General features: G+C 30.5%; 33 protein-coding genes. 2 read left to right on the top strand and 31 right to left on the bottom strand.

The genetic code is table 11. From position 1 onward, the window contains the following. Positions 1-12: 12 nt before the first annotated feature. The 3 genes from CRO04_RS23710 to CRO04_RS23700 form a co-directional block, all read right to left on the bottom strand. Positions 13-456, bottom strand: a complete 444-nt coding sequence (locus CRO04_RS23710) for a hypothetical protein (RefSeq protein WP_097006727.1) — start codon at positions 454-456, stop codon at positions 13-15. 93 nt (positions 457-549) lie between these two features. Beyond that, positions 550-882, bottom strand: coding sequence for a hypothetical protein (locus tag CRO04_RS23705; protein WP_097006726.1), 333 nt, complete (start codon positions 880-882; stop codon positions 550-552). A 107-nt stretch (positions 883-989) separates the two neighbouring features. Next, positions 990-1,568, bottom strand: coding sequence for a hypothetical protein (locus tag CRO04_RS23700; RefSeq protein ID WP_097006725.1), 579 nt, complete (start codon positions 1,566-1,568; stop codon positions 990-992). A 212-nt stretch (positions 1,569-1,780) separates the two neighbouring features. On the opposite strand from CRO04_RS23700, the gene CRO04_RS23695 reads away from it, so the two are divergent. Beyond that, positions 1,781-3,556, top strand: coding sequence for a hypothetical protein (locus CRO04_RS23695; RefSeq protein ID WP_097006724.1), 1,776 nt, complete (start codon positions 1,781-1,783; stop codon positions 3,554-3,556). Positions 3,557-3,665: 109 nt separating this feature from the next. On the opposite strand, the gene CRO04_RS26450 is transcribed toward CRO04_RS23695, so the two are convergent. From CRO04_RS26450 to CRO04_RS23610, 18 genes are all read right to left on the bottom strand, one after another. Beyond that, complete coding sequence (locus CRO04_RS26450) at positions 3,666-3,824, bottom strand: hypothetical protein (protein ID WP_166432664.1); 159 nt, start codon at positions 3,822-3,824, stop codon at positions 3,666-3,668. After that, complete coding sequence (locus tag CRO04_RS23690) at positions 3,814-4,332, bottom strand: hypothetical protein (RefSeq protein ID WP_097006723.1); 519 nt, start codon at positions 4,330-4,332, stop codon at positions 3,814-3,816. Before CRO04_RS23690 ends, CRO04_RS26450 begins: the two co-directional genes overlap by 11 nt. A gap of 46 nt (positions 4,333-4,378) precedes the next feature. Further along, complete coding sequence (locus CRO04_RS23685) at positions 4,379-4,639, bottom strand: hypothetical protein (RefSeq protein ID WP_097006722.1); 261 nt, start codon at positions 4,637-4,639, stop codon at positions 4,379-4,381. A 61-nt stretch (positions 4,640-4,700) separates the two neighbouring features. After that, positions 4,701-5,027, bottom strand: a complete 327-nt coding sequence (locus CRO04_RS23680; RefSeq protein WP_097006721.1) for a DUF4406 domain-containing protein — start codon at positions 5,025-5,027, stop codon at positions 4,701-4,703. Between the two features lie 37 nt (positions 5,028-5,064). Further along, complete coding sequence (locus tag CRO04_RS23675; RefSeq protein ID WP_097006720.1) at positions 5,065-5,274, bottom strand: hypothetical protein; 210 nt, start codon at positions 5,272-5,274, stop codon at positions 5,065-5,067. A gap of 73 nt (positions 5,275-5,347) precedes the next feature. Continuing rightward, on the bottom strand, positions 5,348-5,572 hold the full coding sequence (locus CRO04_RS23670) for a hypothetical protein (RefSeq protein ID WP_097006719.1): 225 nt from the start codon (positions 5,570-5,572) through the stop codon (positions 5,348-5,350). A gap of 47 nt (positions 5,573-5,619) precedes the next feature. Beyond that, a complete protein-coding gene (locus CRO04_RS23665; protein WP_097006718.1) occupies positions 5,620-6,234 on the bottom strand; it encodes a hypothetical protein in 615 nt (204 codons plus the stop codon). 32 nt (positions 6,235-6,266) lie between these two features. Continuing rightward, positions 6,267-6,908 (bottom strand): hypothetical protein, encoded by a 642-nt coding sequence (locus CRO04_RS23660; protein WP_097006717.1) that lies wholly within the window; start codon positions 6,906-6,908, stop codon positions 6,267-6,269. Between the two features lie 170 nt (positions 6,909-7,078). Continuing rightward, complete coding sequence (locus CRO04_RS23655) at positions 7,079-7,336, bottom strand: hypothetical protein (RefSeq protein WP_097006716.1); 258 nt, start codon at positions 7,334-7,336, stop codon at positions 7,079-7,081. A gap of 130 nt (positions 7,337-7,466) precedes the next feature. Then, positions 7,467-7,943: a hypothetical protein gene (locus tag CRO04_RS23650; protein ID WP_097006715.1), complete on the bottom strand. Its 477-nt coding sequence runs from the start codon at positions 7,941-7,943 to the stop codon at positions 7,467-7,469. 153 nt (positions 7,944-8,096) lie between these two features. Then, a complete protein-coding gene (locus tag CRO04_RS23645) occupies positions 8,097-8,531 on the bottom strand; it encodes a hypothetical protein (RefSeq protein WP_097006714.1) in 435 nt (144 codons plus the stop codon). 381 nt (positions 8,532-8,912) lie between these two features. After that, a complete protein-coding gene (locus CRO04_RS23640) occupies positions 8,913-9,527 on the bottom strand; it encodes a metallophosphoesterase family protein (protein WP_097006713.1) in 615 nt (204 codons plus the stop codon). Between the two features lie 105 nt (positions 9,528-9,632). Further along, positions 9,633-10,100, bottom strand: coding sequence for a hypothetical protein (locus CRO04_RS23635; RefSeq protein WP_097006712.1), 468 nt, complete (start codon positions 10,098-10,100; stop codon positions 9,633-9,635). A 66-nt stretch (positions 10,101-10,166) separates the two neighbouring features. Beyond that, a complete protein-coding gene (locus CRO04_RS23630; protein ID WP_097006711.1) occupies positions 10,167-10,355 on the bottom strand; it encodes a hypothetical protein in 189 nt (62 codons plus the stop codon). A 287-nt stretch (positions 10,356-10,642) separates the two neighbouring features. Then, on the bottom strand, positions 10,643-11,443 hold the full coding sequence (locus CRO04_RS23625) for a hypothetical protein (RefSeq protein WP_097006710.1): 801 nt from the start codon (positions 11,441-11,443) through the stop codon (positions 10,643-10,645). A gap of 32 nt (positions 11,444-11,475) precedes the next feature. Further along, a complete protein-coding gene (locus CRO04_RS23620; protein WP_097006709.1) occupies positions 11,476-12,183 on the bottom strand; it encodes a hypothetical protein in 708 nt (235 codons plus the stop codon). Continuing rightward, on the bottom strand, positions 12,180-12,452 hold the full coding sequence (locus CRO04_RS23615) for a hypothetical protein (RefSeq protein ID WP_097006708.1): 273 nt from the start codon (positions 12,450-12,452) through the stop codon (positions 12,180-12,182). Before CRO04_RS23615 ends, CRO04_RS23620 begins: the two co-directional genes overlap by 4 nt. Positions 12,453-12,541: 89 nt before the next feature. Beyond that, positions 12,542-13,330 carry an ATP-grasp domain-containing protein gene (locus tag CRO04_RS23610; RefSeq protein ID WP_097006707.1) on the bottom strand — a complete coding sequence of 263 codons (789 nt, stop codon included), beginning with the start codon at positions 13,328-13,330 and terminating at the stop codon, positions 12,542-12,544. A 177-nt stretch (positions 13,331-13,507) separates the two neighbouring features. On the opposite strand from CRO04_RS23610, the gene CRO04_RS23605 reads away from it, so the two are divergent. Beyond that, a complete protein-coding gene (locus CRO04_RS23605) occupies positions 13,508-13,864 on the top strand; it encodes a hypothetical protein (RefSeq protein ID WP_097006706.1) in 357 nt (118 codons plus the stop codon). Positions 13,865-13,886: 22 nt separating this feature from the next. Here CRO04_RS23605 and CRO04_RS23600 read toward each other — a convergent pair whose 3' ends face one another. The 10 genes from CRO04_RS23600 to CRO04_RS23555 all read right to left on the bottom strand — a co-directional run bounded on the left by CRO04_RS23600 (position 13,887) and on the right by CRO04_RS23555 (position 20,924). Beyond that, entirely contained in the window at positions 13,887-14,117 is a 231-nt protein-coding gene (locus CRO04_RS23600; protein ID WP_141401032.1) for a hypothetical protein, read from the bottom strand. Between the two features lie 288 nt (positions 14,118-14,405). After that, positions 14,406-15,044, bottom strand: a complete 639-nt coding sequence (locus tag CRO04_RS23595; RefSeq protein WP_097006704.1) for a hypothetical protein — start codon at positions 15,042-15,044, stop codon at positions 14,406-14,408. A 301-nt stretch (positions 15,045-15,345) separates the two neighbouring features. Then, on the bottom strand, positions 15,346-16,035 hold the full coding sequence (locus CRO04_RS23590; protein WP_097006703.1) for a hypothetical protein: 690 nt from the start codon (positions 16,033-16,035) through the stop codon (positions 15,346-15,348). Positions 16,036-16,037: 2 nt separating this feature from the next. Then, positions 16,038-16,670: a hypothetical protein gene (locus CRO04_RS23585; RefSeq protein ID WP_097006702.1), complete on the bottom strand. Its 633-nt coding sequence runs from the start codon at positions 16,668-16,670 to the stop codon at positions 16,038-16,040. 149 nt (positions 16,671-16,819) lie between these two features. Continuing rightward, the gene (locus tag CRO04_RS23580) at positions 16,820-17,443 is read right to left on the bottom strand and encodes a hypothetical protein (RefSeq protein WP_097006701.1); all 624 of its coding nucleotides are present in this window, start codon (positions 17,441-17,443) and stop codon (positions 16,820-16,822) included. After that, positions 17,427-17,606 carry a hypothetical protein gene (locus CRO04_RS23575; RefSeq protein ID WP_097006700.1) on the bottom strand — a complete coding sequence of 60 codons (180 nt, stop codon included), beginning with the start codon at positions 17,604-17,606 and terminating at the stop codon, positions 17,427-17,429. Before CRO04_RS23575 ends, CRO04_RS23580 begins: the two co-directional genes overlap by 17 nt. A gap of 125 nt (positions 17,607-17,731) precedes the next feature. Continuing rightward, complete coding sequence (locus CRO04_RS23570) at positions 17,732-18,478, bottom strand: NAD-dependent protein deacylase (protein WP_097006746.1); 747 nt, start codon at positions 18,476-18,478, stop codon at positions 17,732-17,734. A gap of 333 nt (positions 18,479-18,811) precedes the next feature. Continuing rightward, the gene (locus tag CRO04_RS23565; RefSeq protein WP_097006699.1) at positions 18,812-19,717 is read right to left on the bottom strand and encodes a hypothetical protein; all 906 of its coding nucleotides are present in this window, start codon (positions 19,715-19,717) and stop codon (positions 18,812-18,814) included. 14 nt (positions 19,718-19,731) lie between these two features. After that, positions 19,732-20,382 carry a nicotinate (nicotinamide) nucleotide adenylyltransferase gene (nadD, locus tag CRO04_RS23560; RefSeq protein WP_097006698.1) on the bottom strand — a complete coding sequence of 217 codons (651 nt, stop codon included), beginning with the start codon at positions 20,380-20,382 and terminating at the stop codon, positions 19,732-19,734. A gap of 2 nt (positions 20,383-20,384) precedes the next feature. Beyond that, a complete protein-coding gene (locus CRO04_RS23555) occupies positions 20,385-20,924 on the bottom strand; it encodes a hypothetical protein (RefSeq protein WP_097006697.1) in 540 nt (179 codons plus the stop codon). Between the last annotated feature and the right edge of the window lie 307 nt (positions 20,925-21,231).

Below are 21,231 nucleotides of genomic sequence, written 5' to 3'. Positions count from 1 at the left end.
TATCTCCTTTTCTTATTGATAGCTTTTTACAATTACATAACTATCTCTGTTTTTAATATAATCTCTGATGTCTTCATCCGATCCCAAAGTATACTCATTTCCAGTCGAATCGAATCCAGATACACTGCATGTAGCACTAAAACATTCATGACTAGGCTCATACGTGTAACCACAAAGGCTTAGAACTGGATTGCCATTAAGATCTGCATAAAGCAAATAATGAGGTTTTCCATACCATGCATTATCCGCCATTTCTCTGCATTTGGCATTTATATTAATGTCTGACAATCTCTTAGGTGCAACTTCCAGCTGCTGCTTTAACTTTTTCAATTCGTCTTTTGTTTCAAGCAATTTTTCTAAAAGATTATATTTTTCTTTTGCATTATCTCCTGCCATTCTCAGTTCACATTCTTCAATTTTCTCCTGCAATTTTTTCTTCGTAATTAATCCAAACATATTTATACCTCCATATTTTCATTTATATAAAATATGTAAAAAAAATAAGATCAATAAAAAAGAACTACATTAACGGTAGTTCCTACTCTAGTTTTATTGGTTTATAAGTCGATAAATATTTCCTCTTAAATTTGCTACCGTTTTTTCCTTGAAATAGTTTTTCCAGAATAAAATAGCGCTATTGCTATGAGTCGAAATACAAAGCTCAATTGGTTTTCTGTACATCTTTCTTAGGTAATCAATAACCTTTGTAGCGTGTCCTAATCTTTTAAATTCTTCCAGGATGCTAATCTGCCTAATAAAAACATATTTCGAATGAATTGTCAATTGTAATTCTCCAATAACCTCATGGCTAAATAAGATATTATAGTCTTCCAAATTTCCATTTTTCTTTGTAAGTTCAAGTAAATACGGACAATTATCCATCTGTTTTTCTCCTTACTGTAACTTGATTACTTAATTAAATAAAAGCTCATGCTAAGGAGCCTTCTACCTTATACTTCAATTTTTTTCAGGTTAAAATGATTCATTTCTTAATCTTCTGCCATACTTTCTACACAGATTGAAGATTTAAGAACAAAATCCGGGCGGACACCTCTTTCCCTGCCGCAGTCACCACAATCCACGCAGCCACCGCCGATAACGCACTGGACATAATCACCGCCACAACCAGTGGGCGTACTATCAGGCGTTGAAAGCCACCACCAACTATCCATGTTTTCTTTCAAGCAATTCTTGCGATATTTTCTATAATCATCAATTGTTAATAACCCTACCTTTACATTGCATGATTCATAATCATCAAGACCATCTGATGACAACTGGTTCACATTATGAATGACAACATTATCATCTCCAAAGCCAGGAACCACTTCTTCTCCGTAAAATTTGTCATTCAAATATTCATTGAGAGATGATGTGGAAAAATTGTTACTGTCCTCATCAAATTTCATTCTCTCGGCCAACAAGTCTTTTCTAATAACTCTGGTTGAACCATCATCCAAATGCTCCAACACTATGTACTCAATTCCAATCGCACTTTTAATAACCTGCCCTGGTTTGACTTTAGAAAGCTCCACTTTCATATTTGCTTCATTTACTGTAATCTGCATAATTTCTCTCCTTTATTTTCTATAATTCTATAGTAATATGGAATAAAACTGTGATATATAATTACTAAGCCTTGATACTTGTAGCCTTACTTATATAATCTGATATGACAAATGAAAAAATATTTTAATAGACCTCTGATAGTTAATCTAGTAAAGTAAACAACACTTATGTTATAATAAATTACGCGGTTTAGAGAAAGGGTGAAATTATAATGAGTTTGCCTTCAAACACTAAAATAGAAAATAAGGCAATTAATGTTTTAGAAAATATTATAGATGATCATCCATATATGCTTTATGCTTTTAATTCCATGGACAAGGAAATGGCATGGGATGGCTATATATGGATTTTTAAAGGTAATGTTGACGAACTTAGTAAAAAAAATTTAGATGATAAACTACCAGTACAAATCAAAGGCCATATTGATCTTGATTTAAAGTATATGAATAAATTAAGAATAACTTATCCAGTAAGCATTGAAGATTTAAGAGTTTACTTTTACGACAGAGGTGTTTTATATTTTCAAATATTTATTTCTGAAGATGGTAGTAGGAAAGAGATTTTTTATTCCTCTCTTTTTCCATCAAAGATAAAGAATTACTTAGAAAAAGCTGAATGTAAAGGTAATACAGAAACTATAAACATACCATTTACAAAACTAGAAAAGAATCCGGGAAAATTCTATATTGTTACTAAACAATTTAGTAATGAGAGTCGAACACAGGGTTTCGGCTCTGGTCAGCTTGTTCAGAATACAATTCTACTAAAAGATTTAGATAAAGTTACTTCACTCACAGCAACAGCTATTGGAGCAAATAATGAATACTCCTTTCTTCAAAGATTTTCATCAGGTGACATATGTTTTTATGGAACAGTAGATGGAAACTCGTTTAAATTACCATTAGAATGGCAAGATAGCAGCAAAATGTTTGTTCAAACAAAAGTTCAAAATACAATTTCAATAGATGATAAAATATATTATGAAGAATACGACGTTAAAGTCGGCTCTCAAAATGACATCACTTTAATTCTAAGTGAAAATTTACAAATAAATTTATTAAAATGGAAGTTTGATTTTAAACCTTTATCAACTATTAAAGAAATAAGAAAAGATGCTGACTTCTTACTTGCAGCTATTCATAATACTTCTTTTAAGATTGGAAATAAAATATACGAATATAAAAATCCCATAGCATCAAAAGGTCTGAAGGAAATATTAATGCAATATATTGAATTGGATGATACCTTATCAATGATTGAGTTCGAATTTAACAAACCTTATAAAGAATTATCTGAGCAGATGATAAAGCAACTGCTTGGAATTGTCGCCATGAAAAATGGTTTACAAAATGAATTTTTTAAGGAAGAAAAATACATATTAAATTGTAAAATCGAAGACAAGTTTATACCAATTCTAGTGATTCGACATGAGCATGATGATAAAAATGATTTGATAAATGCAATCTACACAAAAAAGCATCAAACTTTTATTACCAATCAAAAAGATGAGTATTTTAAAATACCATCATTTGGTTACATAGAAACGGAAGTCTTGAAAGATTTATATTATTATGATTATGGTGTACTTTATGAACAAATTGATAAATCAGATATTAATGAGTATACATTTGACATATTAAATCAATTTGCTTTAAAACTTGTTCAAGTATATGATGAAAACAAAGATCAAAAATTGCTACATCTGGCAACTTATCTTCTAAGTAAATTAGAAGAATTTGAAAGTAATAAACCGTATATCATTATTAACCAATTACAAATCAAGAAGAGACTAGGTACATTTAACAATACAGATACTGAAATTCTACAAAATATGAGTGTAGAAGAATTGCCTTTACTTTGTGGAATAAATATTCTCTTGGAAAATAAAGCAATGGCAAACCATTATTTTATGCAAATGAATGGAGAAGACCAGGCCCTTTTTTTAAATTATCCCATTTATCACCTATTTCAAGAACTTATAGAATAAAGTTTATTGAAGATTTCCTAATTTGTCAGTTGTTAAGATAATTTCAAAATTAAAAAAGGCGGCTCAGCCGCCTTTTAATAATTTCTATAATTCGCTATAGATGCTTAATCTAATCGATTTTTTCTTTATAGGCAGAAATTAAATCAGTTTTAGGATCAGTTACAATAACGTTTTCCTCTAGCATCTCATTATTTAAAACAAAGCTCATTCCAATCCTTGGACAGTATAAATCCTGATCTTTTTTCTCAGTATACTTATTAACATTCATTAATATGTAAATTCCTTTCTTGTTTTTCTATTTGTTCTTGTAGCCACAACTCATAATCTCTCGGCTCTCCTTTTAAACATTTTATTCTTGTATCTAACAATTTATTTCCGAAATCTCCAAAATGAGCGCTATAATTTTTAAGCGCTACTAACTTATCAACCGAATCCAATTTCATGATAAAATCCAGAAACCAGGAATCCGCTTTATGCATCTTAACAATAGCCTCTTCATATGAGTTCAGAATACCATGAAACTCTCCTATTGTCTCATCATCACAATCCAAAATATTAAATAAATCAGAGTCATGAGTCAAAATTACACTCGGAATATCCTGTTTAATTTTATTGTATGTATCCGTGTCACCTCTTATTGAGAAGTAAAAAGACGTCCCTGAGCTAAACTCCATTGACTCTCTGGAATGGTATGGAACTTTTTTCTTCTTACACCAATCTTCAACTTGTTCACGCAATTCTTTTCCAATAACACGCATTTTTATGTAACGAATCAATATTTCACCTCATCTAATTTAAATATTATGGACAGAACGGTCAATTTCAATTTGCATTTGCCTCTAAGTATCTGATGGTGTCTGTTAATTTTTTGTTTTCTCTTACTAAGTCACAAACACTCATTTTTTCTGCGAGTTTAATATAAGCTCTTATTTCATCCACTTCTAATCCTATAGACTCAAAGTCTTTTAATCTTTTTAATAATATAACGACCTCTCCTTCTGTAGTGCAACCCGTACCATTAGGATAATCAAATTCAATAACTCCAGTATTTAATTCATTGATTGCAGTATCTAAGTCTACCATTATTTGTGTCTCCTTCATTCTAATATTTTAAAATTTCGGTTTCAGTCCCATAGTCCTACATCTAATCTTTTTTCACTATTGTTTTGTGTGCATCAAACTCTGATAATATAGTTTTTATTCCGTATTTACGCGCACAATCGTATTCGATAGTGCACCCTCTGTAATCTTGCCAACCCTTTGAAAAATAAGCCACATCGGCCATAGATAAACAATTAATCGAATACGCTAAATATCCTAGAGGTGTCAGTTCTTCATTACAGAAAGAGTCAATTAATACCACCTCTTCATTTAATAATTGCTTTACTTCCAACACTGCTATTTCTCTTTCTTTTAATATTTCCTCATCTGTTTTATCAACCATTGGCTGGCTAATAAATAATTTCTTCATTGTCTCTTACCTCCTTAAAATCTATCTTTTATATAAGTTAATCTTCTTCAATGTCTAAAATGCTAACTCCAATTTTTTCCAGAAACGAAGTATTTTCAGATATCCAAAATTTAATCATACTTGGAGTTACATTTACTGATACCTTTTCACAGTTTCCTATTGATGCAGAATCATCTAATATAATTTCATCATCAATTTTAAATCCTTTTAATTTAATAACTTTTTCTCCACAAAATTCTTTTATCATTAATATTCTCCTTTAAATTTTGCATATATCGTTAGTTAACGTTAACAATACGATCGATCGTATAAATTTCAGTTTAATGCACTTCTCTAAAATGGGTAGACAATCGTTCCTTTGATAATTCCAACCAAATCATTCCTGTCAATTCTTCCATGTGCAAATCAGTGCCCATGACATTCACAGCTTTATTATCTACTTTCCACATAGATCCTTTTTTAACACGCATACCGTCTTGTTTCTCAGTGAATCCGTCACCGTCTACAATATCAACGCAAAAGCTTTCAATGCGTTCATAGACCATATTTGTATACCTCCTTCAAATACTAATTTTTTTATGTTACCTCAGATTCAAATACTTACATTTAGTTCACTTAGTAAATAAGAGGGCTTGTTTAAAATTTCTGCATACCATTTTTTAAATATTAAACAAGTATACCCTAACATAATTTTGTTTAGTTCACCTACTGTATATGACATACTTTTTGGACGCACTCCTTTATCTAACCTACTATTGATCTGTAGGGAACAATTAATCGCATTTTGGATATCATCATCTTTTTGGATAACACTATTGTTAATAGAAATAACAACTGGTACATTACAGCTTACATCGACTAAATAAAATGGAATATTTTTTAATCTAATATCCTTTTTATAATTCCTCCGAAGGTACGCCATAGCTGTATGGGTATTATCGCACCACAACCTACCGTCTTTCGCTTTTACAATACGGACTGGTCTATTAAAGAATTTATTTGATACCATATTAAATATTCTTTCATTTTCATCATTTATAGAAGCATGTCTATGTGAGCCTAAAATCACATAATCATAATTGGCTTTAACAGATGCCTCATATATTTCTTTAGGTTCGTTTAATATTACGTGTTTACATTCCAATGCATCCACCGGATAATCTAAAACATCACTTTCTTTCAATTCATCAAATAAATCATATCTCATTATATGCCTCCCAAAATTCTTTAAATCCTAATTCAAAACACTTTCTTTCCAATCATAACCGCAACGATATCTCTAACCGCTTTTTCCGCGATTGTCATATTAACCTGCAGATTGTTGATTACTTCTTTGTAGCCCTCATTTTGCTGTTCCAATGATTTGATAATTTTCTTATATTCGCCAATAATTGCCTCATTTTCTGTCACTAAGTTCTTATATGTATCTGACTGTTCCTCAATGTTTTTTTGAATTTCCGCGAAATGTTCTTTTGCTATATTCAACTTACCTAATAGCTTATTAATATATTCCTGGTTAAAATCAGAACCAAGGCCAAGGTCAATCGAATACAACGTTATTACATTCATCTTTTTCCGATCTATAATAACAACCCAGGTTCTATTTAAATAAACTTCTACAGCTTGACGGTTATACATATCCACTGGCTTGCCAGAAAAAAGCAGCTGACCATATTCAATCATTTTAGAAATATCACTTTTGATTTTTCCCTCGTTGTTTGTAATAAAGACATTTACGTCTATCTTATTGTCTTTATCCATAATTAGTTCAGCATAACGTTCCTTTGCATGTTGGCTAATTTTCAGTTCTTCTAAATTCAGTCCTACTTTATTGAGAACACCAGATTCAATTTCCTGATTTTCTAAATTTGTAATTTCCATATCTTATCTCTCCTCTTCATGTTTTTCAACTATAGTATGAAAAAGTATTTTAATGAATAAAAATGAAATATGTAATTTGGTATAAAAAAAGAAGCCATAGGCTCCTTTCAATACTTGTTTCTTTTATTTCTAATACAGGTGTTTATACCTCATAATTACATATCATTGTATTAACCAAGTAAACTCGCCATATACGCAGCAATGTTTTCTACAGTAACCTCTCCTGAATAGTTCCGATAAAAGTTAGACTCTAATTTATCAATCGTTTCATTACATTCAGGATTTCCAGATAATTGATAAAGCTCATATTTCTCCTTCGATTTCATAAATAATTCAAATCCAACTCCCTTATCATTAAAAGCTACAGCAATTGTATCTTCAATATTACTTTTATTTAACAATTCTTGGTTCACTGTAATATTAAGCATTTTTTACTCCTTTTCAAGGGTTTATAAGACTTATTAAACTTTCTGCTACTTGTTCCTCGACTTAGCTTTGTTAAAACGACTATAACAACTAATTTTTCTATATCCATATTCATGGAAATTAGTAGCTTCTTTAATCCATAAATGAACTTATATGAGCGGTTGAAAAACCTGAGTTTTCCTGAATATTAGTAAGGACGTCAGAAGTATCATCAACCATTACAATATTCAGATCCTTTAAATTTGGAAATTCTTGTTTGACTTCCTTTAATATATCAAGCTTTTCACTTTTACTATTGACAAAATAAATATGACTCTCATCAACTTCGTAATTATTCATTACAAAGTTAGATTTTTGAGTTCTTTCATGTCTGCCAGCTACTGAACATACAAATACTTTGCCACGACCTTGCTTTTTTATGTATTCCTGCAGAACCTTAATCGGTCTTGCTTTTTCGTATACATTATTGTTTAAGACAAAATCATTCCATTCTTCGTCTCTGCAAGCATTATGATTATACTCTCCATATTCATAAGCAGCTAATACTCCATCGATATCAAATATCACAACGGTATCTTCTTTTGCTAACAATTCTCTGATCTTACTCATTTAATAACCTCTCTACTTTTTTACATATCTTCAATAAAATCATTTCCAAGCTCCTGAAATTACCAAACTCACTTTAGTGAGATTCGAACTCCAGCTCTGCTGGAGTTGCTCAGAACATGAAATCTTATAACAACAGAATCACCCTTCTCATATCTAGATGAATTTAAAGGAATGGCTCTTAATAAAACTTTCTAAGCAACCGATGCCGGTAACATCAATTAAAAGGCAATGTCCGATAATAAGGTTTTTTATATAATCTGTCATTGTGCATTCTCTTTCTTCGATACCCTCTCCCGCATCAAATATATGATATAGGCGAATATCATTAAAATTCTCTGAGGACTCGAAGTAATAATCAAATTTTTTGTTCATGAATCCTTTTCTGTTTACCACTTCTCTTATATACCTAGAGGCATCCTTTATATTATATATAGAACAAATTTCAGGAAGATATCCAGTAAATCTTCCATCTTTTCTTTCCATCCAAAAACATGGATTTAGAAGTGTTTCCCTAATTGCAAGTGTACGGTCTATTAAATTTTCTTTTACAGGGCCTCTTTGCTTTAAAAATCCTTCAATGTTTTTCATGTTTTTTCCTCTCTTTTTATAAAAAAGCTTTCTATGTAGTAACCTTTCTGATCCAGCCACATCGTCTACAGATGTATGTTGTGACCGTGCAATCCGTATATTCGTTTTGCTTTACTTTTTCAAACTCGTGCTTACAACGACAGCTTCTAATATAACGAATCATTTCATGTCCTCCTGTATTCCCTATTTTCATCGCAGACAAATCTTATTGTTCACATTTGGGCAAATTTTGAATTATGCCTAATAACATAAATAATATCATTCATAATTAACGTCCCTTTCTTTCACTCTTATTTCTCCAGTCATCTAATTCAGATCTATTATGGTATTGTTTTATTCAAAACAATTCAGCTCGATATTTTAATTAGCTTTTTCAAATCATTAGAATATATTTTTTATAGAACCAGAGGCAGAGTCAAAGATAGAGCAACCATAAATACAAAAACACATTGTATCTTCTTTCTGAAATTGAATATTCTTATGGTGATGACCAAACAAATGAAACTTTGGTTTTTCTTTTAAAATATAATTTAATACAGCTTCAAAGCCCTCATGGCTGGTATCAATTACCGGTTTCATGTAATGATATCCGGTCTCGTGAGAAATCAAGATATCTGCACAGGGTATTTTTAAGGAGTTTGCCTCTTCCTGTGTCATCATCACTCCGGAATCTTTATATCCTACGCAGCCTTGGAGTCCGGCAATTATATCGGTTTCAAAATTGACACAGTTACAATGCATGTTAACGATTGGGTCCATATTTATTTCAAATTTATTGTAAATCTCGATTTGCTTATTTGCGGAATGAAATAAACTTAAGTCATCATGATTTCCTAAAACTCCGAAGGCTGGTTTATTAGGATACATCTGCCTGATTTTTAAAATGCTACTTACCTTTATATCTCCAAGAAAAAGTAGTACATCAATACTATCAACTATTAAATTTAAATTATCTGCGTCAAAGCTGTGTAAATCTGCAAATATTAAATATTTCATATTTAATCTCCCTATCTATTCATTTATACTAATATGCACTTTTGCTTCATTTTTCCGACAAAAAAGCAGCTTGTCAGCTGCTTTGAATTTCTAGTAAATAAAATATTAATCTTGTAATATTTTTACTACTTCACATAAATACATTTTTTCATCGTAACCAGTAATTTCAATTGGCTCTGTATGTATTTTAAGAACTTTATAATTTTTGAAATCACCTATCTCATCGAAGCTTAATAAACAAAATTTGCTTTCTATAAATTGTTTTTGATAACAATTATAATTAGGCTGAATGATTACTCCATCAACATTGTCATCTATGAGATACTCTATAATATGTAAAGGATATTTAGTATCTAAACCGACTTTTTGCTTAGTGATTTGCAATATATTGCGATCATCACTTTCAAAATTTTCCCTTCTAATATTCGAAAGGCGAAGTCTACCGATGCGGGACTTCTCACTGGATAGAATTATCGACTTTTCATTCAATATTGAATTATTATCTTTCGAACTTTCACTTTTCATAATATTTGCCGTTAACCCGGCAATAAGAAATATATCTAACATTCCCATATAAAATCATCCTTTCTCTCGAAAAACCTTATTCTGCCCTTAATCTCCAACTTCAGACAATATCAGTTACTTTTTTATTTTGACCAAAGCTTCCGGAATTTCAATTCCTTTTGTACCGTCATCATAATCAACAAAGCAACCACTACAATCAATTTTTGTTCCGAGTGTCACAGTGCCATCTTTAAATGACTCACCTGTATATAATCGCACCCGATCACCCTTGCGTAGTAGTACAAATTCTCTATCCTCTTTCACATACACCACCTTAGAATCCTAATTTACATAAGGTATAATATCAAATAACATTCTTAAGAATACTGATCCCATGCTAATACACATCCCTATATTAAAAAAAGCATCTTTATCTGTGACATTACCATAAACAGCAATAATATTCCCAATAATACTCCCAATAAAAAAAATACCCAAAAGCAATATCATATTCCTCTCTGTCTCCGGTAATCCGGAAAATTTCTGTTTTCCTTATTTAGCTATTCAATTTTCTTTCCATCGTTATTTCTTCTTGTGATAGCAGTACTAATTTATCTTTTATCTTTCTTCCTCCCTAATTTTTCCAAGTAAGGATTTGATTCAATTTTTTGCCTTAACTCTTCTTTAAATGAATCACTTAGCTTTTCATCATTTTTCTTTATATATTCAAACAATGATTTTGTCCTATCTTCAACTGAAGGTTTAACAATATCTCCTTTAAAAATATCAGTTGACGAAATAGGGAAGAAATAATTACTGAATAAATCTACAGTAAATCCACTCATTGAAGGAATTGAGACTGTTTCAATGGGAAGTGCCAGTTCCCAATCAAGTGCCCTAAGTGCCCATTCTTCTTCGGTTAATTCATCGGGTATGTCGGTATTGTTCCAATAACAATATTCTTCGATATCATCTTCCTCTAGTAAACACTTCCGAATCAAATTATCTGCCAAAGATCCCTTTGAAAAAAGTTGAAAGATAATCTTATCTGAGAGTGGATATAGAACAATTTGTGAATGAAAGCTTAAGAAGGAGTGAAGTGCAGCTTCACGCTCAAAGACCTCGTCAAATAAATTATAGATAGTCCAAAGCGCATTCACCATAACATCTTCTGGTCCTTTCACCTCATCTATCATATACACTTTTTTCTCGGGATTCATGGATTGTATATATGTATTCTTATCAAACCAATAAATATCTAGGTCTTTGTATACTTTCTTGATTGCCCATTCTCTATATTCTGCCAAAAGAATATCTTTAACTTTCTTTCTAAGAAATTTTACTCGATTGTCCAATTCATTTAAACTGTAACATGATTTAAAACGATATCCATTATAAATTTTTATGCTCATACTTATTATCCTTTCATATTCTCTTATTACTTCTAAGATGTCATTTCCCAGTTTTTATAAATATTTCCGTCTTCTCTAAAGATTAAGTATCTATTTCCTGCATCCATGCAGTTTTCATCAAGCCTTATACTCATAGGGCCATCATAGTTAGCTACTTCATTCTTTAAGTGATAATAAGTATCTTCAGCTATACTATGTTGCATGATCCAAGAGTCCATCTTTGGATTCACACCATTGCTTGTATGTAATTTCTTTAACGTAACTTGCGTTATATTTTTCCCTTTTATTTCTTCCAAGATATCATTTATTGTTTTACCACTAAAGGAATCGGTTAATATAATAACTAACCGGTTAGTCAGGGCCGATTCTTCAATCTTTATAATATCTTCATATCGACTGACGGAATAGCAAGCAATGTCTAAATCTTTAAAAATAGCATGTCTCTTATAAAATCTTGTTTGTATTTCAGTTCTGATATCTGGACGTAAGTCTTTTATGATAGAGACAGCAGCGGAAATAAAATCTGGTGATTGCATTGGTTCATTAGTTCCCGTAATAACGCAAGTTTCTATTTCTGGGTGACTAATAAGCACATCTATCAATTTTAAACGCCATTCATCAAAATTCTCCTCATATAAATTTCTAAATATGTTATTGTGGCTGTGGCCAAGAGAAATACAAAATGGACATCGAAAAATACATTTCTTAGCCGGTGTTGTAATTTGCAAACTACTAATCATAATAATTCCTCCTTATCAATTTTAAATCTATTACAAAGTTTCCACCAAAATGGTTCTTCCTCTATTTTTTTTATTGGCCGATTTGTTATTAAGCCATTTGCTCTTGCTCCGTTCCAAGCATCATCACACTGTATCATACAGTAAATAATTTTCCCTTCTTCATTATAATTAATATTGGTAATGGTTCCTCTTATATAAACTTCCTTATTTCCATATGACTCATAGCCTTCTACATAGTCATTTATCTGCAGCCTCTTTTCCTTAGCCATTTTAAATATTCTCCTTCTTTTTCTTTGATGTTTTTATTATGTTCTTTTAAAAAGTATGTTAAAAAATAAAAAACTGGCTTGAGCCAGTTTTAAAAATTTGAGAATTTATTTAGTTTTTGATTTTGTTTCAGATACCATATAAATCCGTCTCTATAACAATACGGTAAACTATCTCCGAACATATATCCATACAAGCCTACGCTCACCCATGGATGAATTTCTAATATAGCAGTTCCTCGTCCCTTTATAACTGCGAGATCCATCGTATATGCCTTTGGCCTTGTCTCGTCCATTGAATATTTTATAATGGCCTTTTTTAGTAAATTCATATCTGGTAATACCGCGCAATCACCGTCATAATAATTTAATGCCACAATTTTATCATTATGAACAAAACACCGATATTCGGAAATAATATTAACGACTTCTGATACCTGATACAATCCCTCTTTTAGAAACGGCTCTCTCCCTGGTTCTAGATACTGCAGCGTCTCTATCATTCCTGTATGGCTAAATACTTTTAACTTAGATACATATTTTGTAAAATAATATCCAGTAGCCGGCAATTCGGATTTTTCTACAATCGAGTATTTTCTCTTTAGAAATTCATCCGTTCTTAAGGAATCTGGAACTTCAATGGGATTCATTTCATTTATTCCATAACATTTACTTAAAAAGTTCTGTACAAATTCAAGATTGCCTACAGGAATTACATCTGTATCTGATGTACAGCTAATATCTTTAATATTATAATTATCAGAATTCGATACATTTCTGTATTCACAAGAATGGAATCTTTTTAATTCATCTAATTTGTCTTTTAATATGCGAATGTCGATATCTAATTCTTTTCCCTCTTTTTGTATTATAAAAACCATTATACCCTCCTTTCTTTAACTTTACATTTTCATATTATTATTTACTCTTAATGTATAGTAATATTTGCAATCACAGAATAACCTAATCATAATTGTTTACCAAAATTAATTGGCATAATAAAAATACCTAAGATAAATAGAGCATATCATTTTTCACAAATCAAAGGAGGTAATATTATGCTTAATTATGATCTGCTGTTAACATTTTCTAATTTGTTTACAAATGAAACTTTCTTATTTCTTAAGTATTATGTAGTATATGAAGAAAAATATCAAAAGGCTAAAGTTATTAGCAAATGCAGAAATTTTGAAAATATGCCAGAGTGGGTAAAAGCCTCGTTATCTATAAGCATAAGATGCTGTTCAGCCAGATTATTTGAAATGGATAACATATGTAAAAAACAATTCGGTTCTTCTCTTATATTAAGAAGATCAAATCAAGAAGCATATACTCTTTCAGAGCTTAGAGAACTTATATGTTCTGCTGTTGATATTTTATCACAGAAGAAGTCAAGTTTTAGAGTCAGAGCATAAAGGCAGATATTCTGCCTTTTTATTATGAATATTTAATAATGTCATCTACAATTTGCTCTCCTATATGGCGCATATTATATAATGATGCTATAACTGTCTCAAGATCATCTAAAGAAACGTCTATTCCATTATTATTTTTTAATTCTGCTTGCTTAATAGCTGCATCGCATTTTAAATGACATTTTTCTAGTTTTTCAATTAGACTATCTTTTTTTCCTATCTTATATTTTTCAAAATAAAACACTTTAATCACATCCTCTCTTAATATTATGATGTATTTTACTAATTTTGTCTACTTTATCTAAAAAATATTGTTATGTATTAAAGCGACAAAAAAAGAGAGTTTTTCATCTCTCTTTTTTAAAACTTTTTGATAATCTAAAATACTATAAACAATGATTTTACAATCGATAGTGTAATGTAATAATTTTTAACCGACGAAATTTTTAAATCACTCTAACATCTCCAATATTTCTTTTGGTTTATTTTTACATTATTTATTTCAGCACTATCCGCACACTTAATTTTTTCAATTAAATCATTATTTTTCCACATTAATTTCTAATTTATTATAGACTTTTTCCCAAAACTCTTTTTCTGCATTATTATCAGAGAAACAAATTTTATATAACGGACAGTTCCCACAAGGAATATGTTCTTCAGCATAATTACAAACGGCAACAAATGCTTTATAAATAAAAATTGGATCTTTATAGTCAGAAAAATCCCAATTTGTCATATTAATCCCGGCACATGTAATAGGTAACATATTTATTAATGTATTAATTTCTACTGGACTATTTTCCCAAGTTATCAATTTAAAATCATTATTTTTGTCAAATAATTCTAAGTGGCCCGTACTATAAAGATGTGGTTCCCTATCATCTTCTTTTGAACACGAGAAACTGCAGAATTTAGTATCGTATCCGTCTCTTATCATATTATCATCTTCACCATCATAATCACTTAAATGCGTATTAAAATAAAAAGTTTCCTCTCCATAGGCATCTTTTGCTTGATCTTCTATTTCAGCTAAGCAATAAACTACTCTATTTGGTTTATTCATCCATGCTACAATTCTTCCATCCATATCTCTTGTTAGATATCGAAAACCTAATTCCTTTAAGGCTACACAGCGTCTCCTTAAATTAGGCTCAAATGATTCTAATTTATTTCTCATATTCTTTTTCTCCTATTAATACACTATTTCAACTTCCATCTTATCCCTGAACCAGCCTTAGACATCTGTTCTACATGAAGCCTAGTCTCTTCCAAACTCGCAATCAGTAAGTTCTGAATCTGATAGACTCGGATTTACATCTTCAAATAAATTTTGAAAACACATTATTATCTTACATGTTTAATTAATTTTATAAACATTATAACTTAGGTTGTTTTTAAAATCAATTAAAGTATTAAGATCTGCAGTAATAACCTTTTTTACAATACAACAAATATATAATATAATTATGATTTTTAAATCATTTTAACATCTCCTTATATTCTTCTAATTTCTTTTTTCTTACTATTTCAAGTTTACGGGTAAGTTGGAAATGTTCTTCACTACTATTAATGGCTTGTATCGAAAATGATCTAAAATCTCCTTTCTTATTCCATAACCAGTTGTCTAAGTCTAATGAATTATAAATTGAATTATAAACAGCTGACTTTTTATAATAATCAATATCCTCAGTTATCTCTTCTAAGGTATAACATGCAGCCGATACACTACCTTTATTTAAATGAGAAAGTATACATTCTGTAGTACCTGTTTTTAATAATTTAGTTATTTCTTCAAAATAACTAATTCCAGACCAATATTCATAATCATAATTTTGATCAGTGCTATTCTGAAATTCAATTGTTACTAAATCTTTCTCTATTTTACTGGGAAAGTTTCCGACAGCACCAACCAAACCTTTATCCGGCCAATAAACAAATTTATTCGAAAATAAGTTGTATAACCAATTTCTATCTGCTTCCCGCCAATTTTCTCTATATTCGCTTTCTTCTAGCAAACCAAAACTATGTTGGATTGATGGTATGTAGTGAGCATTATCCATTATTATTTCATCGGCTTCTTCTATACACGCTCTATTTAGTTTAATACAAAAATCCAAGAACTGTTTTTCTTCAACTTCCGCAAAATGCATTCTGAACCAATAACTCATTATTATTTTTCCTCCTGTAAATTCTTCAGTCTGTTAACGGCTCTGATTTTGAGTTGTTCCATTATTCTAAAGTGATTTTCTATTTCGATTTCATCAAAGCATTGTAGTTTGTGATTTCTTACGCTATAACAATTCAGTAACCATTCCAGATTTCCTTTTAAGAAGTTAAACAAGTTTGCAATTTCTATCGGTATACTGTCTTTGTTTAATTCACCTGTCTTTGTGTAATCTTTGTTATTGTCTATCTTCATATAATTCAGCTGATTGACAAGTTCTGCAAATGCATTGGCCTGTTTTTCAATGCAGATGCAACCTTTGTATTTTTTTAAATTATCATTAATTTTCGCCGAATCATAAAAAACAAAAGATACCGGTTGTATCAATGGCCCTCTCATCAAAAAAAGTTCTTCTGATTTTAATGGGTATGAAACTTTATTGTATTGAAATTCAGATAACCACTTCTTATAAGTATCAAAGTAAAATAATAAATACTTATCGGTAATTGATTCTTCAATATAATTTAGTACAGAAACTATATATTTCAACATAGCATCCTTATCATTTCTAAAATCAAATGCTGACTCAGAGATAATATAGGTTCCCTCTTCTAATTTCTCTTTGATTAAAAAAAGCATAATCTATCCTCCTATTGACTTATTTTTAATTAGTATGTCTTTTTTAAATTACAATAGAAAAAGCCAACATCAAATTGGCTTTTATAATATAACTTCTATAATCTGTTATTATTAGATATTTCCAGAACGGTAATTAGTCCATCGAGCTGTTAGCAATCTTCAAACTCCTTATTCACCTTTTTGAAAAGCAAATATTCATCCAATACTTTATTAATCTCCTGAATAGTCCTTGTAGCTACTTTTGAATTTAAAATTGACGTCAGATCACAATTATCATTATTATGGGCAATATTGAAATGTTGTTTCTCTATCGTTCCATCTTCACTATAGCCCAATCCAGCAACAAAGACAGAGAAGAAACGTCCTCGATCAGCCTCATGAAACGGAAGATGTTCACTTTGCTCATATGTGAAATATAGAGTTTTTTCAATCCATTGTTTATCAAAGTCAAACAAGGTGTTTGATTTAATTTCATTTCCAATAAGATCAAAAGCCCATATTACCTGGTAGTCATTATCAACAACCGGTGTATTACCAATATAACCAGTTCCTTTTTCAACCGTTATTTGGGTATACATCCTTTCTTTTCTAAGTACTGGAAATTCTTCCTGTACTTTTAACATTTCATTTACCGAATATATTTCCTGGCATGCAGCAATCCTAATATGCTTTCTTATAACCTCAGCGAATTTTAAAAGTTCTTTTTCACAGATAAAAATATTTTCTTTTATCTCCGGACATTCAATCTCATCTATACTAATTAATTCTTTCATTATTTTTCTCCTTCATTTTTTCTTGAATGTATTTATTTATCCAGTGCAGCTGTTCCTCATCTTCTCGTTTTTTATCAGCTTCGCTCACTTTAACAAGGCTGAGGCAAAAAAATCCTAACGTGATAATTATCAATACGAATAATAGAATAATCAAAATATTCATAATTTCTCCTCTCCACATTATCTTTTATAGTAATAGTATGTTGATAATCTGGGTAAATAAAAAACAACCAGATTAATCTGGTTATTTCGGTTATTAATTAATTGCAATGGACACAGTATTGTATTTTATTTAATATCTAATTGATTAAACACATTTCCTAATGAATCTAAGATAACTATATCTGACTCTGCATTTAACATTATATTTAATTCATCTTTGTTTATTACCACAATGTGCCCTCCACGGAAATAAGATATAAAACTTGCAGTCGGATAAACGCTTAATGAAGTTCCTCCAATAATTAGCACATCCGCACTCTCTATTGCTTTGATTGCACCTTCGACTTCCTTCTTTGGCAACTTCTCTCCATATAAGACCACATCTGGTCTAACTGGTCTTCCGCACTCAGTACATGCTGGAATTTTATCTTCGCTCTTAAATATATAGTCTGATTCAAATTCATGCTTACACTTTACACAGTAATTTCTCTGAGTTGTACCGTGAATTTCAAAAACACTTTTACTTCCCGCTTTTTGATGTAAGCCATCGATATTCTGTGTAATAATCGCTTTTAGTTTTCCTTGTTCTTCTAGTTTAGCTAAAACCTTATGTGTAATATTAGGTTCTACACTTCTAGTATCCATTTTTTGTCTGTAAAACTCATAAAACACTTTAGTATTATAATATAAGCATTCCCTGCTTAGCAAATACTCCGGATTATATTTATCAAATTGAATATCGTGTTGATTATACAAACCTTCTTTACTTCTAAAATCCGGAATACCAGATTCGGTAGATACTCCAGCTCCACCAAAAAATACAATATTTTCATTTATCTTAATAATATCTTTAAGCCTTTCTATACTTCCCATTTCTTTCTCCTTTTTTATTTTACATATAGTATGATTGCAAAAATAAAATAATAGAAATATAATGTCTAAGGAATAGATGAGAGCATCTGAGTTATTACTCGCCATTACTGTTGGCTCCATGGATCACACACCCATCACAGGTACTCTCTGATTTGAAATCCATTTGTAAAAAGCATCCCATACGAACAATTCGCTTCCTCTCATTATCTAAGGAAATCTAAAAATTTATAAATAAAATCACTTTTGATTGGTTTGTTAAAGAAATTAAAGCATAGAGACAAGATCATCGCAAATTATATATTTATCATAAAATAAAAGCCGTTTAAGCGGCTTTTATCTTGTTCTACTCCAATAGTTTTTCATTTTAAATTCTGGATCATATGTTACATCTATCGCTCCTAGAATTGGGAAGATATATTTTTCTGCTACTTTCTGATTATCGAATTCTACTTCAGCATAAATAAATGAATTCTCTATCCCTGGATCTACAACTGATACTTCCAACACATTGTTTAATCCAATATCATAACGGTAATATTCTTTAATGATAGGATTTTTCTCTACAATCTTCCTTATCCGATCATACTCTGAGAGTGAAATCTCTTTAGTAATTTCTTCTCTTGCTAATTCTCCTTTTCCTTTCACATCCATAAAGCAGACAGTTGAAAATTCGCTTTTTTGTTTTCGTATGCGAATATCTATATCTTCAGAAAGGTAAATTTGTTCCATAGTTCCCGTTGATAAAAGCTTTAGGTCTGTTGGGACCTCTTTCAAAACCCATTTCCTTTCAATCTCAATTTCGGAATCGTTTGCTCGAAATAGAAGCAGATAATTATTTATTCTTAATCGAAAGTCATCATATGGAAGATGAGTAAGTACATCCGTCTCAAATACTAAATCCATTGGATCCATTATTGGTTCAAATACAGTCCCGTTTCTATCAATCTTATAAAAACGAACGTGTTTTTGATACTCCATTGCTAACATAATCTCAGCTGCTACTTCATCAGATATAATACCAAAGACCCAAAGTTCATCAGCCGTTATAATTAAATTGTTATTTCCTATTCTGAATAAGTCTTTATTTGTCTTATCATATTCAGAATATCCAAATGGTACGTATTGATTTAGTGGTACTGGACCTTGCTTTAATACGTAAGCACTAATCACATCTTTTAAGTAAAAATTATGATTTGATAAACCGATAAATACAATTGGAAATTTTTCTTTTAAATTCATTCTTTTCTTCTTTCTTAATTATTCTTTGTATCATTATTATTGATATTAGCCCTGTCTCCCAAGATGATTGAATATACATCTTTAGGTACCATTTTTGCAACTTCTGATAATTTTCCTTGTTCTATATAATTTCTTACGACTGTGGAGCTGACTCTCTGTAACGACTTATCTTCTGTTTTACAATATATAAATGATGATTTATAAATACGTAAGAAATGGTTTTCTTCAATGATTGACTCAATTGAATCATTATTCCGTTGAACAACTAAGAACTTTTCACGTTTGAGCAATCCTTCGCTATTATACCACCTTGGTATCTCTTCCAACTTATCTGAACCAATAGCAAAATAAACTTTGCTTGAATGATATTTTTCTTTAATGTAATTAATAGTGTCATAAGTAGAGCCAGAAACCTTATTATCAATTTCACATGTTTCGATCTTCATCCATTCATTCTCTAATGCTCTCAGCGCTCTTAATCGAATTTCATCTTTAAAAATATCACTATTTAGATACTGTTTCCACTCTTGCATATATGTTTTCTTTGCTGGTACGATAAGAACAAAATCTGCACTCACTCTATTTTTAGCAATCTTAGCTAATTGAATATGAGCTGTAGTAGGTGGATTAAAGCTTCCTCCAATAATCACAATGGTAGGTTCCATTTTTATTCCTTTCTTTTATCAGTTCTAATGCGATACCAAATACCGTCTGAAAATGCCAACTGGATTATATCATAACTAGTCAGATGCGGAGACGGAGCCGAAGACCAAGAGTAAGATATACGGCTTGATGCCTTATCTCGAAAGAAGTTTATATCATAAAAATGCCCGCCTATATTTACAGCAAAGTCCCAGATAAACATATTTTGAATCACGTCTACCATATCTTTGATTTCTTTCACTTCATAAGTCTGCCATTTGTGAGGTTTACCAATATCTTTAAAAAAAGACTGTGTTCCTTCTTCTTTTTGTCTTCTCTCTAAGTTCATGAGATTCATACCAAGTATATTTGATATTTTATTCGATCCCTCTGTCCCTGACTCTGAAATTAAATCTTTCGCTACTTTTTCTTTGATCAGCTCCAGTTCGTCGATGACACCCTGGTACCGATTATGTAACATCCCGTCATGCCCGCAGGTATTAATTAAATAAGCATAATATTCAATCTCTCTTTCTAAAAAATCTAACATCATTTCTTTTTTCACTTTATCACTCCTTTTTTATTTTAATAGTATTATGCATGGTTTTTATTACTTTTAATATTTGGATAAACTAAAATATCATTTATATCGGTACAATAATTTAAAGAAGGAAATCAGGAGAAATTCACTTTTATTTTCGTTATTATTTTCTTTTAGAAGCATAATATTTTTAAAATAAAAAAGGAATAATAGATATTAGCCCGAACAAAAAACAGGATAGCCTTAGATTCAGCTAATTATAAAAGCAAAGACAAATGCTTAATAGAAATAAATATAAGGTTCATTTAATTTGAAATATGGTCTTAAAAAT

Origin of the sequence: Lacrimispora amygdalina (assembly GCF_900205965.1) — a bacterium.
Lineage (GTDB): Bacteria > Bacillota > Clostridia > Lachnospirales > Lachnospiraceae > Lacrimispora > Lacrimispora amygdalina_A.
This window is presented reverse-complemented; position numbering and strand designations above follow the sequence as displayed.

Excerpts from the sequence above, each read along its gene's own strand:
- CRO04_RS23635 (WP_097006712.1), bottom strand. The coding sequence starts at position 10,100 with ATGGGAATGTTAGATATATTTCTTATTGCCGGGTTAACGGCAAATATT.
- CRO04_RS23590 (WP_097006703.1), bottom strand. The coding sequence starts at position 16,035 with ATGAGTTATTGGTTCAGAATGCATTTTGCGGAAGTTGAAGAAAAACAG.
- nadD (WP_097006698.1), bottom strand. The coding sequence starts at position 20,382 with ATGGAACCTACCATTGTGATTATTGGAGGAAGCTTTAATCCACCTACT.
- CRO04_RS23580 (WP_097006701.1), bottom strand. The coding sequence starts at position 17,443 with ATGAAAGAATTAATTAGTATAGATGAGATTGAATGTCCGGAGATAAAA.
- CRO04_RS23585 (WP_097006702.1), bottom strand. The coding sequence starts at position 16,670 with ATGCTTTTTTTAATCAAAGAGAAATTAGAAGAGGGAACCTATATTATC.
- CRO04_RS23660 (WP_097006717.1), bottom strand. The coding sequence starts at position 6,908 with ATGGAAATTACAAATTTAGAAAATCAGGAAATTGAATCTGGTGTTCTC.
- CRO04_RS23710 (WP_097006727.1), bottom strand. The coding sequence starts at position 456 with ATGTTTGGATTAATTACGAAGAAAAAATTGCAGGAGAAAATTGAAGAA.
- CRO04_RS23695 (WP_097006724.1), top strand. The coding sequence starts at position 1,781 with ATGAGTTTGCCTTCAAACACTAAAATAGAAAATAAGGCAATTAATGTT.
- CRO04_RS26450 (WP_166432664.1), bottom strand. The coding sequence starts at position 3,824 with ATGAATGTTAATAAGTATACTGAGAAAAAAGATCAGGATTTATACTGT.
- CRO04_RS23645 (WP_097006714.1), bottom strand. The coding sequence starts at position 8,531 with ATGAAAAACATTGAAGGATTTTTAAAGCAAAGAGGCCCTGTAAAAGAA.
- CRO04_RS23610 (WP_097006707.1), bottom strand. The coding sequence starts at position 13,330 with ATGGTTTTTATAATACAAAAAGAGGGAAAAGAATTAGATATCGACATT.
- CRO04_RS23595 (WP_097006704.1), bottom strand. The coding sequence starts at position 15,044 with ATGAGAAATAAATTAGAATCATTTGAGCCTAATTTAAGGAGACGCTGT.
- CRO04_RS23705 (WP_097006726.1), bottom strand. The coding sequence starts at position 882 with ATGGATAATTGTCCGTATTTACTTGAACTTACAAAGAAAAATGGAAAT.
- CRO04_RS23650 (WP_097006715.1), bottom strand. The coding sequence starts at position 7,943 with ATGAGTAAGATCAGAGAATTGTTAGCAAAAGAAGATACCGTTGTGATA.
- CRO04_RS23680 (WP_097006721.1), bottom strand. The coding sequence starts at position 5,027 with ATGAAGAAATTATTTATTAGCCAGCCAATGGTTGATAAAACAGATGAG.
- CRO04_RS23605 (WP_097006706.1), top strand. The coding sequence starts at position 13,508 with ATGCTTAATTATGATCTGCTGTTAACATTTTCTAATTTGTTTACAAAT.
- CRO04_RS23615 (WP_097006708.1), bottom strand. The coding sequence starts at position 12,452 with ATGGCTAAGGAAAAGAGGCTGCAGATAAATGACTATGTAGAAGGCTAT.
- CRO04_RS23565 (WP_097006699.1), bottom strand. The coding sequence starts at position 19,717 with ATGAATTTAAAAGAAAAATTTCCAATTGTATTTATCGGTTTATCAAAT.
- CRO04_RS23620 (WP_097006709.1), bottom strand. The coding sequence starts at position 12,183 with ATGATTAGTAGTTTGCAAATTACAACACCGGCTAAGAAATGTATTTTT.
- CRO04_RS23665 (WP_097006718.1), bottom strand. The coding sequence starts at position 6,234 with ATGAGATATGATTTATTTGATGAATTGAAAGAAAGTGATGTTTTAGAT.
- CRO04_RS23640 (WP_097006713.1), bottom strand. The coding sequence starts at position 9,527 with ATGAAATATTTAATATTTGCAGATTTACACAGCTTTGACGCAGATAAT.
- CRO04_RS23685 (WP_097006722.1), bottom strand. The coding sequence starts at position 4,639 with ATGGTAGACTTAGATACTGCAATCAATGAATTAAATACTGGAGTTATT.
- CRO04_RS23700 (WP_097006725.1), bottom strand. The coding sequence starts at position 1,568 with ATGCAGATTACAGTAAATGAAGCAAATATGAAAGTGGAGCTTTCTAAA.
- CRO04_RS23570 (WP_097006746.1), bottom strand. The coding sequence starts at position 18,478 with ATGGGAAGTATAGAAAGGCTTAAAGATATTATTAAGATAAATGAAAAT.
- CRO04_RS23670 (WP_097006719.1), bottom strand. The coding sequence starts at position 5,572 with ATGGTCTATGAACGCATTGAAAGCTTTTGCGTTGATATTGTAGACGGT.
- CRO04_RS23625 (WP_097006710.1), bottom strand. The coding sequence starts at position 11,443 with ATGAGCATAAAAATTTATAATGGATATCGTTTTAAATCATGTTACAGT.
- CRO04_RS23655 (WP_097006716.1), bottom strand. The coding sequence starts at position 7,336 with ATGCTTAATATTACAGTGAACCAAGAATTGTTAAATAAAAGTAATATT.
- CRO04_RS23575 (WP_097006700.1), bottom strand. The coding sequence starts at position 17,606 with ATGAATATTTTGATTATTCTATTATTCGTATTGATAATTATCACGTTA.
- CRO04_RS23675 (WP_097006720.1), bottom strand. The coding sequence starts at position 5,274 with ATGATAAAAGAATTTTGTGGAGAAAAAGTTATTAAATTAAAAGGATTT.